Below are 17792 nucleotides of genomic sequence, written 5' to 3'. Positions count from 1 at the left end.
TTCAGAAAGGGGTTTTTATGAAACAACCGCTGACGTTAAACACAGACCTTCTTGCGCATCTGTTCGGCTCGGTCGAGCCGATAGCCGGCAAGCCGATTCTCTATCAGCTCACCAATGAAGAAGGTGGCACAGACGAGCCGGGCGGGCGCAAGGTGCCGGCGCAGATTCACCGACATTACTTCGATGGCAGGCGCGACGGTCAGGGCAGGGCCGTTGATCGAATTGTCTTTGTGAATGCCTGGGGAACCGTCTGCGTGAAGGATGCGCCGCTGGATTCGAGCCGCGAGCCGGGCACCTGGGACATCTACCAGCCCGGCGATCTGCGGACGTAACGCGATGCCATTGACAACAACGAGCCGGGCGTAGCGAGGAGCCGCCCACGCGCCGACCGCAAGGCTTATATCGTCGGCAATGTAAAAGCTCACGAACTGGCAGGGGATTCTATAGCGAGGAGCCGTGAATCCCCTGCGCGACGGCCTGATCGAAATGAAAGACGCGAATCGCGGAAAGAAGCTAACTGCCAAGGAAGCGCAAGAGGCGCTCAACAGCGAAATTGACCGCGCCTCGGTGTTGGGTGTGACGCCGGATGGCAATATCGCGGCGCTTTCAATTCTTCTGCGTAACGGTAGCAAATTGACTTTTGAATCAAAACAGTGGATTCGCGCCAGGATTGAGCCAGCAGACTAATGCCGAAGAAGAAAGACAAAAAGAAGCCAGCGGATAAGGCGCTTGTGAAGCAAGCGGCGCGCGACCTCGGTGTCACCTATCAGAAGGGGATGCAGATGGGCGACCTGGTACGCGCTGAGGCGGATCGCGTGGTGCGCCAATCAGCGGCTTCAAGCGGCATCGATCCTGAAGATGGTCGCTGGCGTCGTCTGGGGAATTCCAGGCGTGATCTCACTCCCATTGAGCAAGATCGGCTCATTGACATCGCTAACTATCTCGCCTGTCAGAACCCGCTCGGCAAGCGCATCCGCGAGATTCGGCGAGATTTTGTGATCGGCGACGGCGTCACTTTCGACGCCGAGGATAAGAAGATTATTCAGCCCATATTGGATGACTTCATCGCCGATCCGGTGACGAACTTCGACGAGTATCAGTTCGACCTGGTTGATTACATCGGCATCAACGGCGAACTGTTACTGCCGACGTTCGTGAATGACGTTTCGGGCCACGTCGCGCTCGGCTGGATTGACCCGGTTGAAGTCGAGCAGGTACTCGCCGACCAACGCAACCGGCGCATTATGCGCGTCGTGAAGATGAAGCCTGGTGCGGGCGCGGGTGCGGCGACTTTCTACGACCTGAGCGTGCGCAAGTATTACACGGTTGCAAACGTAGACACCGACACGGCCAGCGCGACTTATGGCCTGAGAGTCGGCGACCTGCTCTTCTTCCGCATCAACTGCGCACCGGACGGCACCAGAGGGCGCTCTGACTTTGAAGCCATTGCCGACCTTTGCGACGCGTGGGATCAGGCCACATTCAACGACCTGGAGCGCGTGGCGTTGCTGTTGAATTTCATCTGGGACGTGGAGTTGAAAAGCAAGACCGAGCCGGAAATTGAAAAGTGGCTTGAGGGCCAGGCAGAGCCGAAGCCGGGCGCGATCCGCGCCCACAACGAGAATGTGACATGGCAAGCTGTTGCCCCCGATCTGAAGTTTACGGAGACGGCTGTGCTGTCGAAATCAATTCGCAATAACACGCTCGGCTCGGCGGGACTTGCGCCCTTCTTCTACGGGGACACCGAGAACTCGAATCGCGCATCGAGCGAAAACCTCGATCTGCCGATCCTGCGCGGCCTGGCGTCGCGGCAGCGCAAGATGAAAGCCGTTTTCAGAGAGATCGGCGACTACCAGATTGATCAGTTTTTGATGCGCCGGCCTGCGCTGAGGCGGCAATTCCTGAATAGGAAGCTGTCGCGAAAGTTCGCGGTGAATATGCCGGAGCTTTCAACCCGTGATCTCTCACGAGTCGGAACTGTTCTTGCTCAAGTCACGGGCGCTCTTGATCTGGCCGTCGGGCGTAAATGGGTCATGCGTGAAACGGCGGCTCTGGTCTTCGGCTCAATCATCGCGCAATTCGGTGTCGAGTACGACGCAAAGAAAGAACTGGCGGAAGCCGATAAGCAACAGCAAGACGAGTCCGAGTCGGATTACACGCCAACACGCATAAGCCAACTGCGCGAGGCTGTGGCGTGAGATGGGCGACGCGGAAATCCAAGAGGAATTTGACCGCAGGGTCAAAGCGATCATTGAAAACATACTTCGCCAGGAGCGCCAACTCATTGAAGAATCGCGCGGCCTGCTAGATCAGGCACGGAGCGACATCGTCGCCCGGATGGCTGAAGGGGGGCATACCGAATGGGATGCCTACTGGCTGCGCCAGGTGCGCGCGGCGGTCGAGCGGCGCCTTGAGCATCTGAAAAGAGACCTGGAAACCAGTCTCAATCAGGGCATCAACCGCGCCTTCGATCTAGGCAATGAGCTGGTGAGCGATCCTGTGCGCGCGGCCCTCGGCGTCAACCAGCCGATAGGCATCTCGCGCGAGATCGTGCAGGTCGCGACGCAGTTCAGCGCTTCACTGATCACCGACGTGACGACCTCGGCGCAGGCCGCGATTGACGGCGTACTCCAACGTGCGGCGCTGGGCAGTGTGACGGTGCAAACGTCCATCGCGGAGATCGGCAGGTCGCTCGACGACCCGAAGATATTCCGCTCGATTGCGGCACGCGCGGAGACGATCTTCCGCACCGAGTTTTTGCGGATGCAATCCATCGCCACGCAAGCGAGGATGCGGTCAGACGCCGAAGCGATGCGACGGGCTGGCTGGGCGCTGGGCAAGCGGTGGCTGCCGCCGCCGCTGACAAAGCGCTCCCGGCTATCTCATTTTGCAGCGATGGGGCAGGAGCGGGCGCTGGATGATCCGTTCGAGGTAGGCGGCGAAGAGCTGATGTTTCCAAGAGACCCAGCCGGCTCGGCTGGCAACACAATTAACTGTCGATGCGTTTCACAGCCAACGATGAAGCGCATCTTCAAGCTTGATAGAGACCGGAAATTCGAGAGGTGAATATGGCGACTGACATTACTCAATTCAAATCGATCAAGGACGTTCCAGAGGATCAGATTTTTCAAAAGTCCACTGACAACAAAGTGCTGTTGCTCAGGGATGGCACGAAGGTCAGCGACGCGCTGATCGCACAGGCCAAACAGGAAGTGAAGGCGAAGGCGGCGGGCGCGGCGGCGGCTCAAGCGGCGGTCGAGAACGGCATGAGCCGCGCAGAGATCGTGACGCTGGTCGAGGAGACCGTGCGCCGGGTGCTGGCCGAAGAAGGCAAGGCGCAGAAATAGCGTTTATTTGCCCTCAGACGCGTCGGAGAAAAAAAAATTCCCCAGCGCGGACTTTCGGCTCCGAGCGTTTTTGAGGCCATTTGAACGCAATTAAATGGCCCTCTGCGGTGTCGGCCTGGATTTTGGCTTCAGGCGGCGACCAGGGAATGCGGAAGACAGGGTTTCAGCGATGAAAATTCATCTGACAAAGCAGTCCGGCATCAGCCTTACCGATCTGATTGAGAGGCTCGCGGCGGCTCTGCGAGAGCAGTTCAGGCGCGGCGGCGAGCCGATCTATTACTACCCGGACGAAGTATTTGATGACTCGGTCATCGTCTGCGACTCAAATGAAGCCAAGAAGTATCGCATTCCTTACACCATCGAAGGCGACAAGGTAACGTTCGGCACGCCGGTCGAAGTCAGGGAAGAGTACGTGCCGGTTGACGGCCCTCAAACCGTCGAGGTGATGCAGGGCATCGGCCTGATCTGCCAGTCGCTCGATCCGGAAGGGTGGAAGTGGCGGTTTCAGGTTGTCGCCTGGGGCCTGAGCGCGACCCGCCACATCTGGCGCAAAGAGGTCTTCGCACAATCGTTGCGTGACTATCAATGGGAGAACCTCAAAGCCTTTGCCGACCACGCGACCGAAGACGCAATGCGCAACCAGCCGGAGCGTTCCATTAAAGACCTGGTCGGCTGGTGGACTAACTTCGAGATCACCGACCAGGGGATGGATGCGACACTGAACATCAAGCCCTCAGCCGACTGGCTGCGCCAGGATTTGATCGCCGCATTCAAGGCCGGGAACAAGAGCTTTTATGGTGCGTCGATTTTCGTTGGCATCCAGGCGAAGCAAGTCACCTGGAGTGACCAAAAATCTGCAACGGAAGCCGAGAAGGTGAAGCCGATCACTATCGACATCGTCACCGACGCGGCTGCGAACGGTTATCCAAAATACGCCCTCGCGTCTCGCAGGGCGCGAACAATTGAAGAAGGAGCAAATGCAATGAACAAGAAGATACTGGCGTTGCTTTTCAAGAGGAACGCGCAAGGTTTTCAGCTCGTGCGCCAGACGTTGGTGACTGCGAGCACGGAGGGCGTAACGGCGGAAACGACTGAAGACCAGCTCGCGGAAGCCATTGGCGATAATGAAGCGCTCGTCACCCAGGCGATGGGCCTCCTCGAAACTCAACCTGCCGCGCCCGCGACGGCGGCCACGCCGACAGATGATGAAGGATGGGCGCAGCTCCCGCAGCGCGTTCGGGAAGAAATGGTCGCGCAGGCGCTGCGCGGTTCGGGGCTGGATCAGGCGGTGCAGCAGACGATTGCCGAGCGGCTCGGCGACGACGCGACGCTCAATGACGTTGACCGCGAAGTCGAGAACGCCCGCGCCGTTTTGGCCGCCACGACACAGTCGGGCCGCGTCGACAACCCGCGCGTCGTGACGGTCGGCGCGAACCGCTACGACAAGTACGCAATCGGCGTTGCCAAGGCGATGGGGATGAGGCGGGCAGAGTTCGATTGCGTTGAGAGCTACGTCGAGCGTGACGTGCGCCAGTCCACGGGCAATCGGCGATTCACGCCGGAGCAGTCGACCTGGGACGATGTGTCGGCGATTCCGAGCCTGCGCCAGCTCTACGTCGAGCTGACGGGAGACGATGGGCTGACGGGCCGCGCCCGCCGCTCGATGCGGATGACGCGGCAGTCGCAGTCGCCGTGGCTCACGTCGGACTTCCCCGACCTGATGAGCAACCTGATGCACAAGCAACTGATCGCGGCTTACCGGGAAGTTGACTGGCAGTGGCGTCGGGTGGTGACGATCAAGCGCCTGACCGATTTCAAACAGCAGCAACTGATCCTGCTCGGCTATTTCGCTGACCTGCCGACCGTCAGTCAGAACGGCGAGTACACGACGCCGGCGGCGCTGACCGACGATAAGGAGTATTACTCGCCGGGCAAGCGTGGGTTGATCGTCGAGCTGACGATTGAGGACATCGCCAACGACGACCTGATGGGGCTGGGCACCAGACAGCAGCGCCTGGGCCGCGCGGCGGCGCGTACGCTCGCCAAGTTCGTCTGGCTGACCTGTCTATTCAACAACCCGACGTTGAACCAGGACGGCAAGACAATGTTCCACGCCGACCATAACAATTTGATCAGCGATCCGCTCGGCCCGGATGGGTTGAAAAATGGCGTGACGAAGCTGCTCACCCAGACCGAGCCGGGCAGCAACGAGCCGTTTATGGTCGACCCGCGTGACCTGACGCTGGCGCTGCACCCGACCCAATACCTCGATGCCATCGCGGCAACCGACTTCAACCAGCAGCCAGGCGGCGAGACCAGTGCGCTGGCGCAGACGATTCGCCGGCTCGGCATCACGCCGGTGCCTCTGCCGATTGCGACAGACACCAACGACTTTCTGCTCACCGCGAACCCGCGCGACATTGACATCGTCGTGATCGGTTTCTTCATGGGCAACGAAGAGCCGGAGTATTACTCGTTGAGCGGCGAGACGCACGAAAAAGCGATGAACAACGACGTGATTCTGCGCGACAAGATTCGCCACATTTATGGCGGCTATCCGGTCGATCCTCGCGGCGCCGTCAAGTCGTCGCCTGTGGGCGGCTAACCTTTTCCTCCCAATGTGAGTGGGCTCAGAGGGCCGGAGGGCCGGCCCTCATTTTCTAAGGAGAGCTGAAAGGAGATTTGCGATGAAGCTGAAACGAATCTTTTCTGATCTGGTGATGGCGGCGGTTGTCGTGGCGATCAGCTTGCTGCCGATCACGCCGCTCGGCGTGGCAAAGCCGGCGTTGGCTCAGACGGTCGTTAAAACCATAAAACAGCCGCTGGCATCGGCGGCGCGCACGTCCTCAGATGTGAGCAGTTGGATCGATCTGCCGGCTGGCGATGATCACGTTGTTGTCTTCTTGACCGTGACGGCCACCACGGGCGGCACGCTCAACGTCAAGCTTCAGGATTCGCCGGATGGCGGTACGACGGCCTTTGATCTAACCGGTGCGAGCTTTGCCCAGGTGTCGAGCGGGACATCCTCACAGACGGTCTATGCGACGCGGGTGCCGGCGGGCAAGGTGCGTGTTAGTTATACCATCGCAGGCGGTGGCTTTACCTTCCATGTCGAGATTCTGAGCTATCGGGGATCGCCCACAATTGTTTCGAGTGCCGACGCAAACGCCAGCAATCTGACTGCTGGCACGCTATCGACGCTGAGACTGAATGAAGACATCGCGCGCACGGCGTCAGTGACGGTGCCCACCGCGAGCGTGCTGGCGTTGAACACGACGCCTTACACGCTGATCAGCGCGCCCGGCGCGGGCAAGATCATTCTGATAGACGAGATCACCTGCAAGCTCGTCTTCAATTCGGTCGCCTATACCGGATCAAATGCACTTGAGCTTCGTTACACGAACGGCTCAGGCGCAAAGGTGACGGCTGATCTCTCGTCTGCCTTCTTGAATTCGTCGTCAGGCACCAACTACGCGACGGTCAAATCGGTCGTCACGCAACTGACTCCGGTGGCCAACGCAGCCGTCGTGGTCTTTGTGCCCACCGCGAATCCTGGAGCGGGCAACTCAGACCTGGTGTTTTCGATCAAGTACCGGATCGTGACCCCATAGCCGAGGCGAGCCGATGCCGACGAAAGTCCGATCAAATTACATCGCCGAGGTTCAGCGGCTGATTCGCGATGGCGCGGGCATTCTCGCGAACGACTATGACGCGCTGATCGACCGCGCGCTCGAAGTCTACAAGCGCAAGCGCCCGCTCGACATCGTGATTGAGCTGACGAGCGATAGCAGCGACTTCGCGGTGTCTGCTCTGGCCGGGTTTGATGAAGAGATTTCCGGCGACCCGATGATCGAGTGGCCAGTGACAACCAGCGGCGAGCCTGAATTCCTCGACCGGCGCGACTGGCAGTTCTACCGCAAGCCGGCGCCTGACGGCCTGGTGATCCGCGTCAGCGCCGGGATCGGCAGCGGCGAGAAGGTTCGCTTTCATTTCAAGGGTGGCCACACGATTGATGCCGATGGCTCGACCATCCCAGCAAGCGACTTCTTCACCTTCTGCAAGCTGGCGGCGGCGGAGGGCTGTGACGACCTGGCGCGGCACTTCACGCAGACCGGCGAGCAAGCGATGTTTTCGGCAATGAGCGGCTCTTACTATCAATCGAAGGCCAAGGAGTATGAACAACGCGGGGCCAGCTTGCGCAAGCAGGCGAATGAAGCGCTGGGCGCGGGAGCTAACGAGTCCGGGCCGCCAGCGGCCAGTGTCACGAGGAATTGGGATACGGCGAACTCGCGCGGCGGCGACCGCCTGACGCATTCGAGGCGATTCAGATGATCAGAAACTTCGACATCGAAATCAAAGTCGAAGACAACATCCGCTTCGATGATTTTGCCCGTGTCTTTGATGACACGATGCCGGGCTTCATCAACGCAGGTCTATACAAGGTGCAGGGCGAAGCGCAGCAGAATTCTCCGGTCTACCGTAGCCTCTTTCGCGGCAGCATTCAGACGGCGGTCGAGCAGCAGCCGGCGACGATCAGGGGCTTCGTTTTTTCGAGCATCAACTATGCGCCGATCATCGAGGGTGTTGACGAAGCCGGGAATGACGTTGAATTCGGTCGCCGGCCCGGCGCAGCCTTCCCGAATCTCGGCGAGCTGAAGCTCTGGGTTGAGCGCGTCATCAGCCCGCCGGTCGAAAAGCTCGATGATGTGACTTATCGAGTAGGGCGAAAGATCAGCACCCAGGGCATCAAGGCGAAGCGGCCCATCGGCAATGCCTTTGAGCGCAACCGCGACTTCGTCAACCGCGAGATTGATCGCGGCGTGAAAGAAGTCTTTGACCAGTTGTGATTGATCTATGTTGACAGAGCCGCAAATTCGCAGCGCCCTCATGACGGCGATTCAAGCCGCCGACAACAAGGCGCGTGTGTATCGGCGCTGGCGCTATCCGGCAGAGAATCGGCTTGCGGAATGGGCTGCTCTCTTCCGCGATGTCGATAGAAAGCTCAATTGCTACTGGATTCGCCGAGTCCGCCGCTTCCCGACGATAAAGGGCACACCAGGACGGCTGGCCAAAGTCGAGCTGGTCTATGAGATTCGCTTTTACTTCGGCCTCTTTGACAGCAACGACGACGCGGCGGCTTCCGAAGAGATCGCGCAGGCGCGCGTTGACACGCTGGCCGCGCAGCTCGAAGCCGACGTGACGCTCGGACTTGGGCGCTGTGTTGGACACGGCGGCCTGGAGTTGCCGAACGATTTTGAAGACGTGCTTATCGGCGACTGGCCGGCGCACCGCGCGGTGATGCGGTTGTCGGTTGAAGTCGCAAACGTCAATTGCTGAGGTGAATATGGCTGACGAAGAAAAAGACTCAACGCAAATGACTCAGGCCACCGCGCCAAGCGGCTCGGCGACCTCCGCGACGACACAGCCGGCTGGCGATCCCGACAGCCGCCGCGTGGGCATCGTCCGCGTCGAGCGCGAAGATGGCCCGATGCACGATGTACCTTACGAAGACGGGAGCGGGCACCAACGGCACTGGTATCCCGGAGCCGACAAGGATGAATTTGAAGTTCCCGCCATGATCGCGGTGGCGGCAGTGGCCAGCGGCTTTTTTGAGCAAGCCGCAAATAGCAGGACGAAGTTGAAGCGCTCGAATCGAGACCGCCAGTAAGCAAAGGTGACGGTCAAAAAGGAGAAGAAGAATCATGAGCGGAACGACCAAAGCCTATCGCTGGATGATTAATTACGGAAAGTCGGAGGGGCAGTTCGGTATCCAGGAAGCCGACGCAGACATTGCTGCGGGTTCCTGGTACGAGGTCAATGACTTCAAGCCGACCGAAATTGAGAAGACCTACCGCACGAATCAGAACCGCATCAACGGAACGCGGGGCAAGACGCTGCGCCAGTTGAAGGGGCGTAGCGGCAAACTCGCGCGCACGTCGGATGCGAGCGTCGAGGTGATCACCAACCTGCTCTTGCAGGGGCTTGGGAATTTCAGCGTCAGCGGCTCCGGTGATCCTTATACCTTAACGATCAAACACCCGAGCGTTTGCACGCTTTATCCCATCAGCAAGAGCTATGTCGAGGGCGTTGTCTGCAATGGGCTGACCAGCGGCTACAAACTTTACAAGGGTGCGGTCGTCAGTAAGATCACCATCGAAGGCGGCGGCGGGCAGGATGAGATCAAGCTGACCTATGAGTATATGACCGACGGGTCGGAAACGACGAAGGCATCGTTCACCTTCACGACCACGCCCGCAGTGCTGAATTATCTAATCGGCGCTCATCTCAACTTCAAGCTCTACCCAAATGGTGGTGGCCCGATTGACATCACCACCGACATCCTTTCGTGGAAAATCACTTACGATTTCGCGCCACAGCCGAGGAAGACGGGGAGCAGTAGCAGTAGCGTGCTGGTGCCGAAATACAAATACGGCAAGGACACGCCCAAGCTCGATGTCGAATTCGTCTATTGCGGGGACAAGAGCGGCACCGTTTATGGCTACTTCGACAACGACACGTTGCTGACGCTGCAGATCACGCTCGACGCCGGCGTCACGCCGGCGCGGTCGGTGTCGCTGCTGATGAACCAGTGCTACATCACGGCGACGGAAGGCGAGGATGATCTGGAGCCAACACTCAACTGCAAGGTCGATACGATTGACGTGATCGCCGACAGCGGCCCAGCCGTCTGGACTTGCAAAGCGGGCTCAAACTCCTGGCTGGTGGCCTCGCCATAGATCTGAGAAGCCATCGTAAACATAGAACCCTCTTCAAAACAGAGGGCGCTACGTGCCCTCTGCGTTTTTCATCAAAGGAAAGGATTCAAAATGGCCGACCCAGTTGAACTCAGCGCGGACGCTTTCGAACCGCAGGCTGAAACCCCCGAAGAAGAGAACCTGCACCGATACGAAGTGCCGAACGTGAAGACCGGCGAGCCGCTCGGTGAAATGGTGATGCGTGGCTTTAAGCAGCCGGTGCTCGACCGCTATCGAGAGATTCGCAACGGCACTGGCCGCGCCAAAGGCGACAACGGCAAGGCGCGCGAATACCTTTTCAGGAGAACATTCGTCCGCTTCGAGCCCTACCCGGTTGATGGAGTGACGCCGACGCTCAACCTTGGCCAATGTAAGACGCCGCTTGAATTCTTTTTGGCCAAGGCGCTGATGGTCGTTGATGCAGTGGTCCAACAGCACGTCGCCGCTGTCTTCCCGGATGTTGACGAAAAAAAATAGCCATCGCTGCTCGGCTGATCCTCAAGAGCGGTGAGGGGGATAACCCGTATTCGACCGCCTTTCACCGAGAGGGATGTCCCGAATATCTGTGGGAGAGCGACGGCGAGTTGATCAGCCCCGAGGAGCGGAGGAGTCGCAAATGCGAAGCGTGCAGTCATGCGCGGCAACTATGGCAATCCATTCTCGATCACACGGCGGATGAAACCACCGATCCGCCGACGCTTTATGGCGATCTGGCGAACCACGGCCTCTACATTCACCGCAAAGTGACTGAGTTCGGCTGTCGGATCGAGCAACTCGACGCATTCGATTATGAATTGCTGCTGATCGTCAGCGCCGAGATCAAGCGGCGAGAATCATTCAAGGTCTGGGAGCAAAACCGCAAGCTAGAGCAAAAGTAGATGCCAGAAGGCAGTAGAAAAATTGGCGCTGAGGTCTTCGTTCAAGCAAGCCAGGCCCGCGACGAGCTGAAGGGCGTGCAGGCCGACGTGAAAGGAGTAGGCGCGGCGGCTCAAGAGACGAACGCCAAGGCAAGTGCCGCAATGAATGGTGTAGCTTCATCAACCAAAGCGGCGGCAGCAGCCTTTGGTGAGCAATCAAAGGCTGCGATGGGTGCTGCTGCGTCTACCGCAGAGCTGGCTAATCAGAAGGCGGCGCTTCTAGGTCAGATCAAAAATGTTGAGGGACTGATTCGCGGCGAGACGAAGGTGCTGGCCGACGCACAGAGCGCAGTCAAGCAATACGGGGCAGGGCAAAAGGCCCTGGATACTGCGCTTGCTGATAGCCAGGCCAAACTCGCGGGATACATTCAGCAGCAAGATTCTTTGAAGGCGCAATTGAATGACGTAACGGCCCAGATGCGTCGGTCGACAGTCGCCACCGATGAGAAGGCAGCCAGTGAAGAAGTTCAGAAGATAAGCGCCCTGGAAGCGGCAAGGGCCGAACAAGCATTAGCCCTGGCGAATGTGGAGACTGCCGAAACGGCGACACTCACTGCCGGCGCGACAATTAGAACAGGCGCGGCAGTCGATAAGCTCGCCGGCGTGAGTGTGGGAGGGGCAAGGGCCTTGAGCCTGCTCGCGGGTGGGATTTCAGCCGTCGGCATCGGACAAATTGCGCTGATCGCTGGAGCCTCGCTCTTGATCGGCGAGCTGCTGGCCCTCGCCAAAGCCAAAGATGAACTAATTCAACTCGATGAAGAGGGGTTAAAGATAGACGCAGATCGGAATGTGTCTATGCATACGGGGGCACTGTTCACGAAAGAGCGTGCCACGGTTATGCATGACTTCGTCGCGAGCAATGTCGCGTTAGGGCAGGCGTTGGTTGATCTTTCGCAGAAAGAAAAAGCCGAAGAGGCGGCGAGAAGGGCAGCCACCGAATCTCTGGTCAGTGAAAAAAGGGAGGCAAGTGAGGTTGCCCTTTTATTTGGCGTTTTTGGGCAGACAACGGAGCAGTTGACCAAGAAAGAGGCACTGGCAACGGCGGCAAGAGTCGAAGCTACAGCAGCGGTACATAAGCAGATTGAAAGCTACATCAAGCTGGCATTAGAAACCCACCTATCCGCAGAAGCCACACTTGAGATGGCGAGACATACGGGGGCCGAAAAGGCTGTCTTGGATGCTCTGACCGCCGCGCTTGACAGCGCCTATTTTGCGACTCTTCGGTTCAAGAGTGGACAGAACCTTATCAGTGAAACCCGCTTCAAGGTGGCTTTTGATGCTGCTAAAGCCGGCGAGGTTTTGAATCATGCCGAAGCGCAGCGCCGGTACAATGCAGAAATTGCCAAGGGCGGCGAAGAGACTGTGAAGCTGGCGAGAGAAACCGAGCTTGCAGAAAAAAATATGCATGCATTCACCGAAACGCACCACGGCGGCGCGGCGGCGGCGCGGGCCTATGCAAACGAACTGGTGAACCTTAAAAAGCAGGCACAAGATGCGCTCGCTGCCTTGAACGCTGACAACTTCGCGGCGCGCGACGCGAGGATTGCTAACGACATACAGGCAGAGCGCGATCATCTCAAGATCAACAAGCGGGATCGTGAAGAGGCGCTTCAGTACATCGCCGTCAGAGAAAAAGCACTACACGATAAGGTGGCACAAGATAGGGCGATTGCTGAACAGAGGCTGGCTGATGAGATTCGCGGTATAGAGATCGCAGGCATACAGGATGCCTACGACAGAGAGGTTGCATCCTTAAATCTGAAACTTCAACAAAAATCCCTGGCTTTACAGCAGGAATTTGGCGTAACCGAACAGTCAGAGCAACTCATATTGCGGATGAAGCGGGCTTATGAAGACGAGTTTCAGCGTTGGTTTGTTGAAAGAAACCTCAAGACATTCGAGCAATTGACCACCGAAGGCGGGCGGTTCGAGCATCAACTCAATGCAGCGAGGGCGAAAGAAGACGAAGCCTATTTCAAAGGGCAACTAAAAGAATGGGAGCAGCACGAAAAACAGATTCAAGCTCTCATAGATAAATTCAGCCAACGCTCAGGCGGGCACGTTTCTGTAGTCAACATCAATGAAATTGAAAGAATCAACAGCAGGCTCAATGCGCTTGGGTTAAGCGTTAAAGGTGTTGATGATCATTTCGGCCACGCTACTTCAAACATCCGAGTTTTTGAGCTTAGATTGAAGGCCCTTGAGCTGTACAACAAAGGTGATTTCTTCGGTGGCTTGAGAGCGTCCATTAAAGCCGTTGCTTTAGATTTTCTTGAAAGCGGCAGGGCCGCAGATCAGATGGGCAACCTGATTCAGTCGACGTTCGATAGTGCGACTTCCGCTGGTGGTGATTTCATCTCGGCATTCGGCGCGGCGCTTGTCCAGGGTGTGACGCAAATCGTTGCGCAAGTGTTGGGGCAACTCGGCATCCAGTTGATCGCGAAAGGTATTGCGGATGTCCTTCAAGGGATAGCCTGGAACGCCAACCCGCTTACTCCCGGCCTGGGTACTCCACTGATTGCCGCCGGTCATGCTGAGATTATTCAGGGAGCTGCTTTTTCTGCCCTTGCGGGAATTGCGAGCGGGCTTGGCAATCTCGCATCAAACGCTATCAAAGGTGGTGACAGCGCGGCATCCGGCGCAGCAGGCGGCGGTTCGACATCATCAACCGTAGGCGGCACGCCTCGCGCGACTCAGCCGCAGCCGATCATCATTGATCTTTCGAATGCAAGCGCAAACCGGCAGCAGAATGATTTCAGCAGAATTGGGTTTACTGACCAAAGCAGGTCTTCATCGCAAAGACCGATGCAGGTTTCAATTCAGCTCAACGAAAACGCCTGGTCGAAGCTTATGCGCGGCCAAAAGGTGCTGACGGCGACCAACATCCAGCACGAGCATAAATCAACTTTTGCGAAGGTGGTCAAGAGGATCAAGTGAAATGGAAGTATTCCCTTATATCGGCTATTACGGATCGACCGCCAGACACGCTTATCGAGCGACCGAGCGCGAATATGACAATGGCGATTATCGTCGCTATGTGCGCAGCAATTTCAACCATCGCGAAATTACTCTGGTATTTGAAGACATCGCACAAGATGAGCGTGATGCCATCACGGAGTTTTTCAACGCTCGAATGTCGAGCACGGATGATTTTGAATTCACTGTCTACGTCTTTGAAGAAACCTCTGCCGGCCAGTTTTCCAACGGCGGCATTGTTTATGAAGTGGACATCTCGGCGCTTGAGGAAACCGGCCAGCACAAAGCCAGGTTCCCATCTGACTTTTTGCTTGAGTGGACGCTCAGCGGCTCTTGTTCCTGGGACACGTCGCTGACAATAAAGCTTCTGGATTGATATGCCACGCACTCTACCATCCGAATTCATCGAGCTTGAGGGCAAGAGGAACGTTTACGCGCCCGTCCTGCTGATGGAGTGGCATCTCAACTCAGGGACGCGCTACTTTAGCAGCGGCGATAACGTCACCTGGAATGGCGCGAGCTGGGAGGGCAATCGCCTGACCGCGCCGACTGTGACCTTCGGCGTCGTTGATGCCGAGCATCGGGAATTCCCAAAGATCACGCTCAATTTGGATAACCTGCCTGCCAGTGGCGAATCGGCTTTCCCCTTTCAGGCGATTGACGCAAGCGAGGTGTTTGAAGACAAGCTCGTCGTCCTCTATGTTTACTCGCCGGACAAGGAAACGGGTTTTGAATTCTGGCGCGGGCGCTCGCTCCGGCCTACATACAATGGCACTGAAAAAACCGTCGATCTCAATTTGAGTTTCATCTTCGACAGTCTCTTCCTGCCAGTGCCGAGCCAGGGCTTGCCGCAAGCCGGGTTCACTATCTCAGGAGTTGAAACCAATCAAGACGATCTCAATCCGTCCTCGATCATTCCGCTCTATTACGGCGTCGGCAATAAAAAGATTCGCCCGGTGATCTACCGCTTCGAGAATGGCGGCGCGTGGGCGTATGTCAATTTCATTGTCTCAGGTTGCGCGCCAGGCTTGCCCTTCGATCCCGATGATATTATCAACCTCAAATTATTCGACACGATTAAGGCTCAAGAGGTCGTCTTTCATCCAGGCGGCACCGATACCACGCCACACAATCTGACGAAATTCCCTGACGGATCGGCGCACGATGACATCGCTTATGGCTTTGCCTTGTTCCCCTGGGATAACAAAGACCAGGACTTGCAGCCTGATAGCGTGCGCGGCACCATCGCCAATGGCCGTCCGCTGATCGACACCGGCCTGCCATCCGAGAATTTGCCGCTGATCATCAAAGACCTTCTGCGCGATCCCAATCACGGTCTCGGCGCACCCGATAGTGACTTTGATAACGACGCGCTGGCGGAAACCGCCGACTATACGGGGACACGCTATCAGGCGAGGCTGGAGCTGCGCGAGCAGCAGCCGCTTATCGACCTGATCCAGAAGCTGCTCGGCGAGTGTCACTGCTACATTGCCTGGCCGAATGGCCAGATTCAGATTCGCGCCAAGCGCAATGACGAAGCCGCCTCGGCGACCTTCGCGACGATCAATTCAGGGCAGAGCGGGATTTTAATCGAAGACGACATCGAGAATGTTGAAGAGAAAAGTTTCGATGAAATCCCCAACCAGTTGAAGGTAGATTTCAGGCTCGCCAATCGGCATAAAGCGCAGCCTTTCTTCGTTCGTGATCGCGCCGCACAGCTATTAGCTGGTGGTAATTACCAGAAGGTTTCACAAGATGAAGTTGAGTTCATCGCTCTATTTGATGTTGAGCAGGCAAAGATCAGCGGCGCGATCCGGCTGCGCGAGGGGCTTCAGGGCAATATCTATGTAAGATTCCGCACACCTTTTTATGACAGCCTGCGGGTGGTTCACGGCGATCTCGCTAACGTCTATGGGAAAGACGTCCCGAACAATGCGAGCAACTATGTCTTCCGGGTGCTGACGGAGACCTGGAGCTTCGGCGAGGTTCCTTATCGAGAATTCTATTGCAAGCTTTATAAGCCAGCGACTTACAACCGCGATTATGCCGGCCTGGATATAGACCTGGAGCGCACGGGCACCGATACGAGCCAGTCAGGCCGGCCAGATGATGTGACGCCGGTGAGCCTTGCGGTGAGCGATCCGGTTGAAGGCGACACGGGCGGCAAGCTGACCACAATTACGGCGACCTGCACGATCCCTGCGTTTGATCCGACTGACGAGATTGCCGAGGGCATTCATCGCCTGCCGCCAATCGCGGCCTGGGAAGCCTGGTGGCACTATACGGATGAATCACCGAATCTCTGGCGGCGCGGCACCACTAAAGAAGTTGCGCAGGCCGACACGGCTTTCGATTCGTCAGGCGATTTTCAGCTCGATTTCTATAAGAACCGCAGTATTGAAGTCGTCTTCATCGCGCTGCCGCCGTCGCGCGCCAGGAGCAAGCTTGGTTACATTCCCGACCCGACCAAAGCCACGCACCTGATGGCTGACCTAACAGCCATCGCGGCGAGCGCCAGTGTTGATGATGCGACAGTCTTCGCCGGCGCACAGTATGCGATTTGCGAATTTGAAGTTGATAAGATTACCGGCACAGGCGTGGGGTCTGTCTCGTTTGATGTCGACGGCAGCGGGCATCGCAAGCCCTATTTCGAGTCAACCGCCATCGCGCACCCGGATGGGACGCAGATCGCCGTCGCCAAACTGAGTTATCCATCGCTGACTGTGGCGCTTTCGCCGCCGCGCTTCACCTACCCATTTGTGACGGCGATCAACGTCTTGCAGCGCCCGGATGGCGTGAAAATTAAGATCACCGACATCAGCGCCGAGAACACCGAAGACTACGGCACCTACTATACGACCAACGCAAGCTATGCCACCGACCCGACCAAGCTCGGCTCAGACAATCCAGCCTGGTATGCCGCTGACCCGCTATCACCGCCTGTCGGCATCAATCTGATTCTCGGCAAGGCGCTGCACTTCACGATCCCGCAAGAGGACATCGGCGCAGCGGGCACGGTCGTCTATGCCGCCTCGGTCGCCCGCAATGGCAAGCACAACTGGTCGAGCAAGCTTTCACCTCGGCAGAGCAGCGCGGTCGGTGATGATGGCGTGCCCGTGCTGGCGACCGCGCCGGCGCTGGTGCCAAAGCAGATTGGTCTGCGGGTTAAATGCCCGCTGCCGACGCTGAATATGAAAACCTTCCCGACCGCGGGAAAGGTTGAGGTCGTGCTGCAAGCGCGGGATGGCTCAAATGCGGTGCTCGGCTATGTCACCGAATCGGGCACGACATTTGGCACGCAGGTGGGCGAATATAAATTCGATTTTGGCCTGACGCACACGCACACCTTCAATCTCAAGAGAGGCGATCTGCTGACGCTCTTTCCAACCATCGTCACGCTAAAGGTTTACTACTATGTGACGAACGCTGTGGGGACTTCGGCGGCATCGCCTGTGTCATCGCTGACGGTGGCGACCTGGGAAGCCGACGCGATGCAGATCGACACCACCGCGCCTTCTGGCTTGAATCAGCCGGTCTTGCACGCGCAGAAGGGCAGCTTTGTCGCGAAGAAGATGTATGCGACGGCGAATGATAACCAGGAGCAGTACAAAGAGGTGGTCTTTGCGGTGGTCACCGATGCTGGCGCGCTCGTCAACTACGTGGATGCGGTCAACCGCGCCGCCACGGCTTCAGAAGCGACGGCGAAGATCAACATCGGCACGAGCGGCCACTACACGCTTCAGATGCGCGCTGATGAGATGATCAGCGCTTTTGGCGGGCCAACGAATCGCAACCTG

17 protein-coding genes are annotated in these 17792 nt (G+C 57.6%); all 17 read left to right on the top strand.

Features of this window, described 5'->3' with window-relative positions:
• Positions 1-17: 17 nt before the first annotated feature.
• Positions 18-332, top strand: coding sequence for a hypothetical protein (locus VJ464_15895; GenBank protein HKQ06616.1), 315 nt, complete (start codon positions 18-20; stop codon positions 330-332).
• 124 nt (positions 333-456) lie between these two features.
• Positions 457-687, top strand: coding sequence for a hypothetical protein (locus VJ464_15890; GenBank protein HKQ06615.1), 231 nt, complete (start codon positions 457-459; stop codon positions 685-687).
• Entirely contained in the window at positions 687-2198 is a 1512-nt protein-coding gene (locus VJ464_15885) for a hypothetical protein (protein HKQ06614.1), read from the top strand. The genes VJ464_15890 and VJ464_15885 overlap by 1 nt, the downstream gene beginning before the upstream one ends.
• 1 nt (position 2199) lies before the next feature.
• The gene (locus VJ464_15880; protein ID HKQ06613.1) at positions 2200-3066 is read left to right on the top strand and encodes a hypothetical protein; all 867 of its coding nucleotides are present in this window, start codon (positions 2200-2202) and stop codon (positions 3064-3066) included.
• Positions 3067-3068: 2 nt separating this feature from the next.
• Positions 3069-3347, top strand: a complete 279-nt coding sequence (locus tag VJ464_15875) for a hypothetical protein (GenBank protein ID HKQ06612.1) — start codon at positions 3069-3071, stop codon at positions 3345-3347.
• A gap of 169 nt (positions 3348-3516) precedes the next feature.
• Positions 3517-5952, top strand: coding sequence for a hypothetical protein (locus VJ464_15870; protein HKQ06611.1), 2436 nt, complete (start codon positions 3517-3519; stop codon positions 5950-5952).
• Positions 5953-6034: 82 nt separating this feature from the next.
• Positions 6035-6958 (top strand): hypothetical protein, encoded by a 924-nt coding sequence (locus tag VJ464_15865; protein ID HKQ06610.1) that lies wholly within the window; start codon positions 6035-6037, stop codon positions 6956-6958.
• Positions 6959-6971: 13 nt separating this feature from the next.
• On the top strand, positions 6972-7679 hold the full coding sequence (locus VJ464_15860) for a hypothetical protein (protein ID HKQ06609.1): 708 nt from the start codon (positions 6972-6974) through the stop codon (positions 7677-7679).
• Positions 7676-8194 carry a hypothetical protein gene (locus VJ464_15855; protein HKQ06608.1) on the top strand — a complete coding sequence of 173 codons (519 nt, stop codon included), beginning with the start codon at positions 7676-7678 and terminating at the stop codon, positions 8192-8194. Before VJ464_15860 ends, VJ464_15855 begins: the two co-directional genes overlap by 4 nt.
• Positions 8195-8201: 7 nt before the next feature.
• Positions 8202-8684, top strand: a complete 483-nt coding sequence (locus tag VJ464_15850) for a hypothetical protein (GenBank protein ID HKQ06607.1) — start codon at positions 8202-8204, stop codon at positions 8682-8684.
• A gap of 7 nt (positions 8685-8691) precedes the next feature.
• Positions 8692-9015 carry a hypothetical protein gene (locus VJ464_15845; GenBank protein ID HKQ06606.1) on the top strand — a complete coding sequence of 108 codons (324 nt, stop codon included), beginning with the start codon at positions 8692-8694 and terminating at the stop codon, positions 9013-9015.
• Between the two features lie 34 nt (positions 9016-9049).
• Positions 9050-10084 carry a hypothetical protein gene (locus tag VJ464_15840; protein ID HKQ06605.1) on the top strand — a complete coding sequence of 345 codons (1035 nt, stop codon included), beginning with the start codon at positions 9050-9052 and terminating at the stop codon, positions 10082-10084.
• 90 nt (positions 10085-10174) lie between these two features.
• Entirely contained in the window at positions 10175-10579 is a 405-nt protein-coding gene (locus VJ464_15835; GenBank protein HKQ06604.1) for a hypothetical protein, read from the top strand.
• A gap of 107 nt (positions 10580-10686) precedes the next feature.
• Positions 10687-10980, top strand: a complete 294-nt coding sequence (locus VJ464_15830; protein HKQ06603.1) for a hypothetical protein — start codon at positions 10687-10689, stop codon at positions 10978-10980.
• Positions 10981-13956, top strand: a complete 2976-nt coding sequence (locus tag VJ464_15825; protein HKQ06602.1) for a hypothetical protein — start codon at positions 10981-10983, stop codon at positions 13954-13956.
• Between the two features lies 1 nt (position 13957).
• The gene (locus tag VJ464_15820; protein ID HKQ06601.1) at positions 13958-14371 is read left to right on the top strand and encodes a hypothetical protein; all 414 of its coding nucleotides are present in this window, start codon (positions 13958-13960) and stop codon (positions 14369-14371) included.
• Between the two features lies 1 nt (position 14372).
• On the top strand, positions 14373-17792 hold a 3420-nt coding region (locus VJ464_15815; protein HKQ06600.1), incomplete at its 3' end, for a hypothetical protein.

Source organism: Blastocatellia bacterium (genome assembly GCA_035275065.1).
Taxonomy (GTDB): domain Bacteria; phylum Acidobacteriota; class Blastocatellia; order UBA7656; family UBA7656; genus DATENM01.
The sequence above is the reverse complement of the archived record's forward strand: the minus strand, read 5'-3'. Positions and strand labels throughout refer to the sequence as shown.

Bases quoted from the DNA above. Each gene is read 5' to 3' on its own strand.
- VJ464_15895 (HKQ06616.1), top strand. From the start codon at position 18: ATGAAACAACCGCTGACGTTAAACACAGACCTTCTTGCGCATCTGTTC.
- VJ464_15885 (HKQ06614.1), top strand. From the start codon at position 687: ATGCCGAAGAAGAAAGACAAAAAGAAGCCAGCGGATAAGGCGCTTGTG.
- VJ464_15880 (HKQ06613.1), top strand. From the start codon at position 2,200: ATGGGCGACGCGGAAATCCAAGAGGAATTTGACCGCAGGGTCAAAGCG.
- VJ464_15875 (HKQ06612.1), top strand. From the start codon at position 3,069: ATGGCGACTGACATTACTCAATTCAAATCGATCAAGGACGTTCCAGAG.
- VJ464_15870 (HKQ06611.1), top strand. From the start codon at position 3,517: ATGAAAATTCATCTGACAAAGCAGTCCGGCATCAGCCTTACCGATCTG.
- VJ464_15865 (HKQ06610.1), top strand. From the start codon at position 6,035: ATGAAGCTGAAACGAATCTTTTCTGATCTGGTGATGGCGGCGGTTGTC.
- VJ464_15860 (HKQ06609.1), top strand. From the start codon at position 6,972: ATGCCGACGAAAGTCCGATCAAATTACATCGCCGAGGTTCAGCGGCTG.
- VJ464_15855 (HKQ06608.1), top strand. From the start codon at position 7,676: ATGATCAGAAACTTCGACATCGAAATCAAAGTCGAAGACAACATCCGC.
- VJ464_15850 (HKQ06607.1), top strand. From the start codon at position 8,202: ATGTTGACAGAGCCGCAAATTCGCAGCGCCCTCATGACGGCGATTCAA.
- VJ464_15845 (HKQ06606.1), top strand. From the start codon at position 8,692: ATGGCTGACGAAGAAAAAGACTCAACGCAAATGACTCAGGCCACCGCG.
- VJ464_15840 (HKQ06605.1), top strand. From the start codon at position 9,050: ATGAGCGGAACGACCAAAGCCTATCGCTGGATGATTAATTACGGAAAG.
- VJ464_15835 (HKQ06604.1), top strand. From the start codon at position 10,175: ATGGCCGACCCAGTTGAACTCAGCGCGGACGCTTTCGAACCGCAGGCT.
- VJ464_15825 (HKQ06602.1), top strand. From the start codon at position 10,981: ATGCCAGAAGGCAGTAGAAAAATTGGCGCTGAGGTCTTCGTTCAAGCA.
- VJ464_15820 (HKQ06601.1), top strand. From the start codon at position 13,958: ATGGAAGTATTCCCTTATATCGGCTATTACGGATCGACCGCCAGACAC.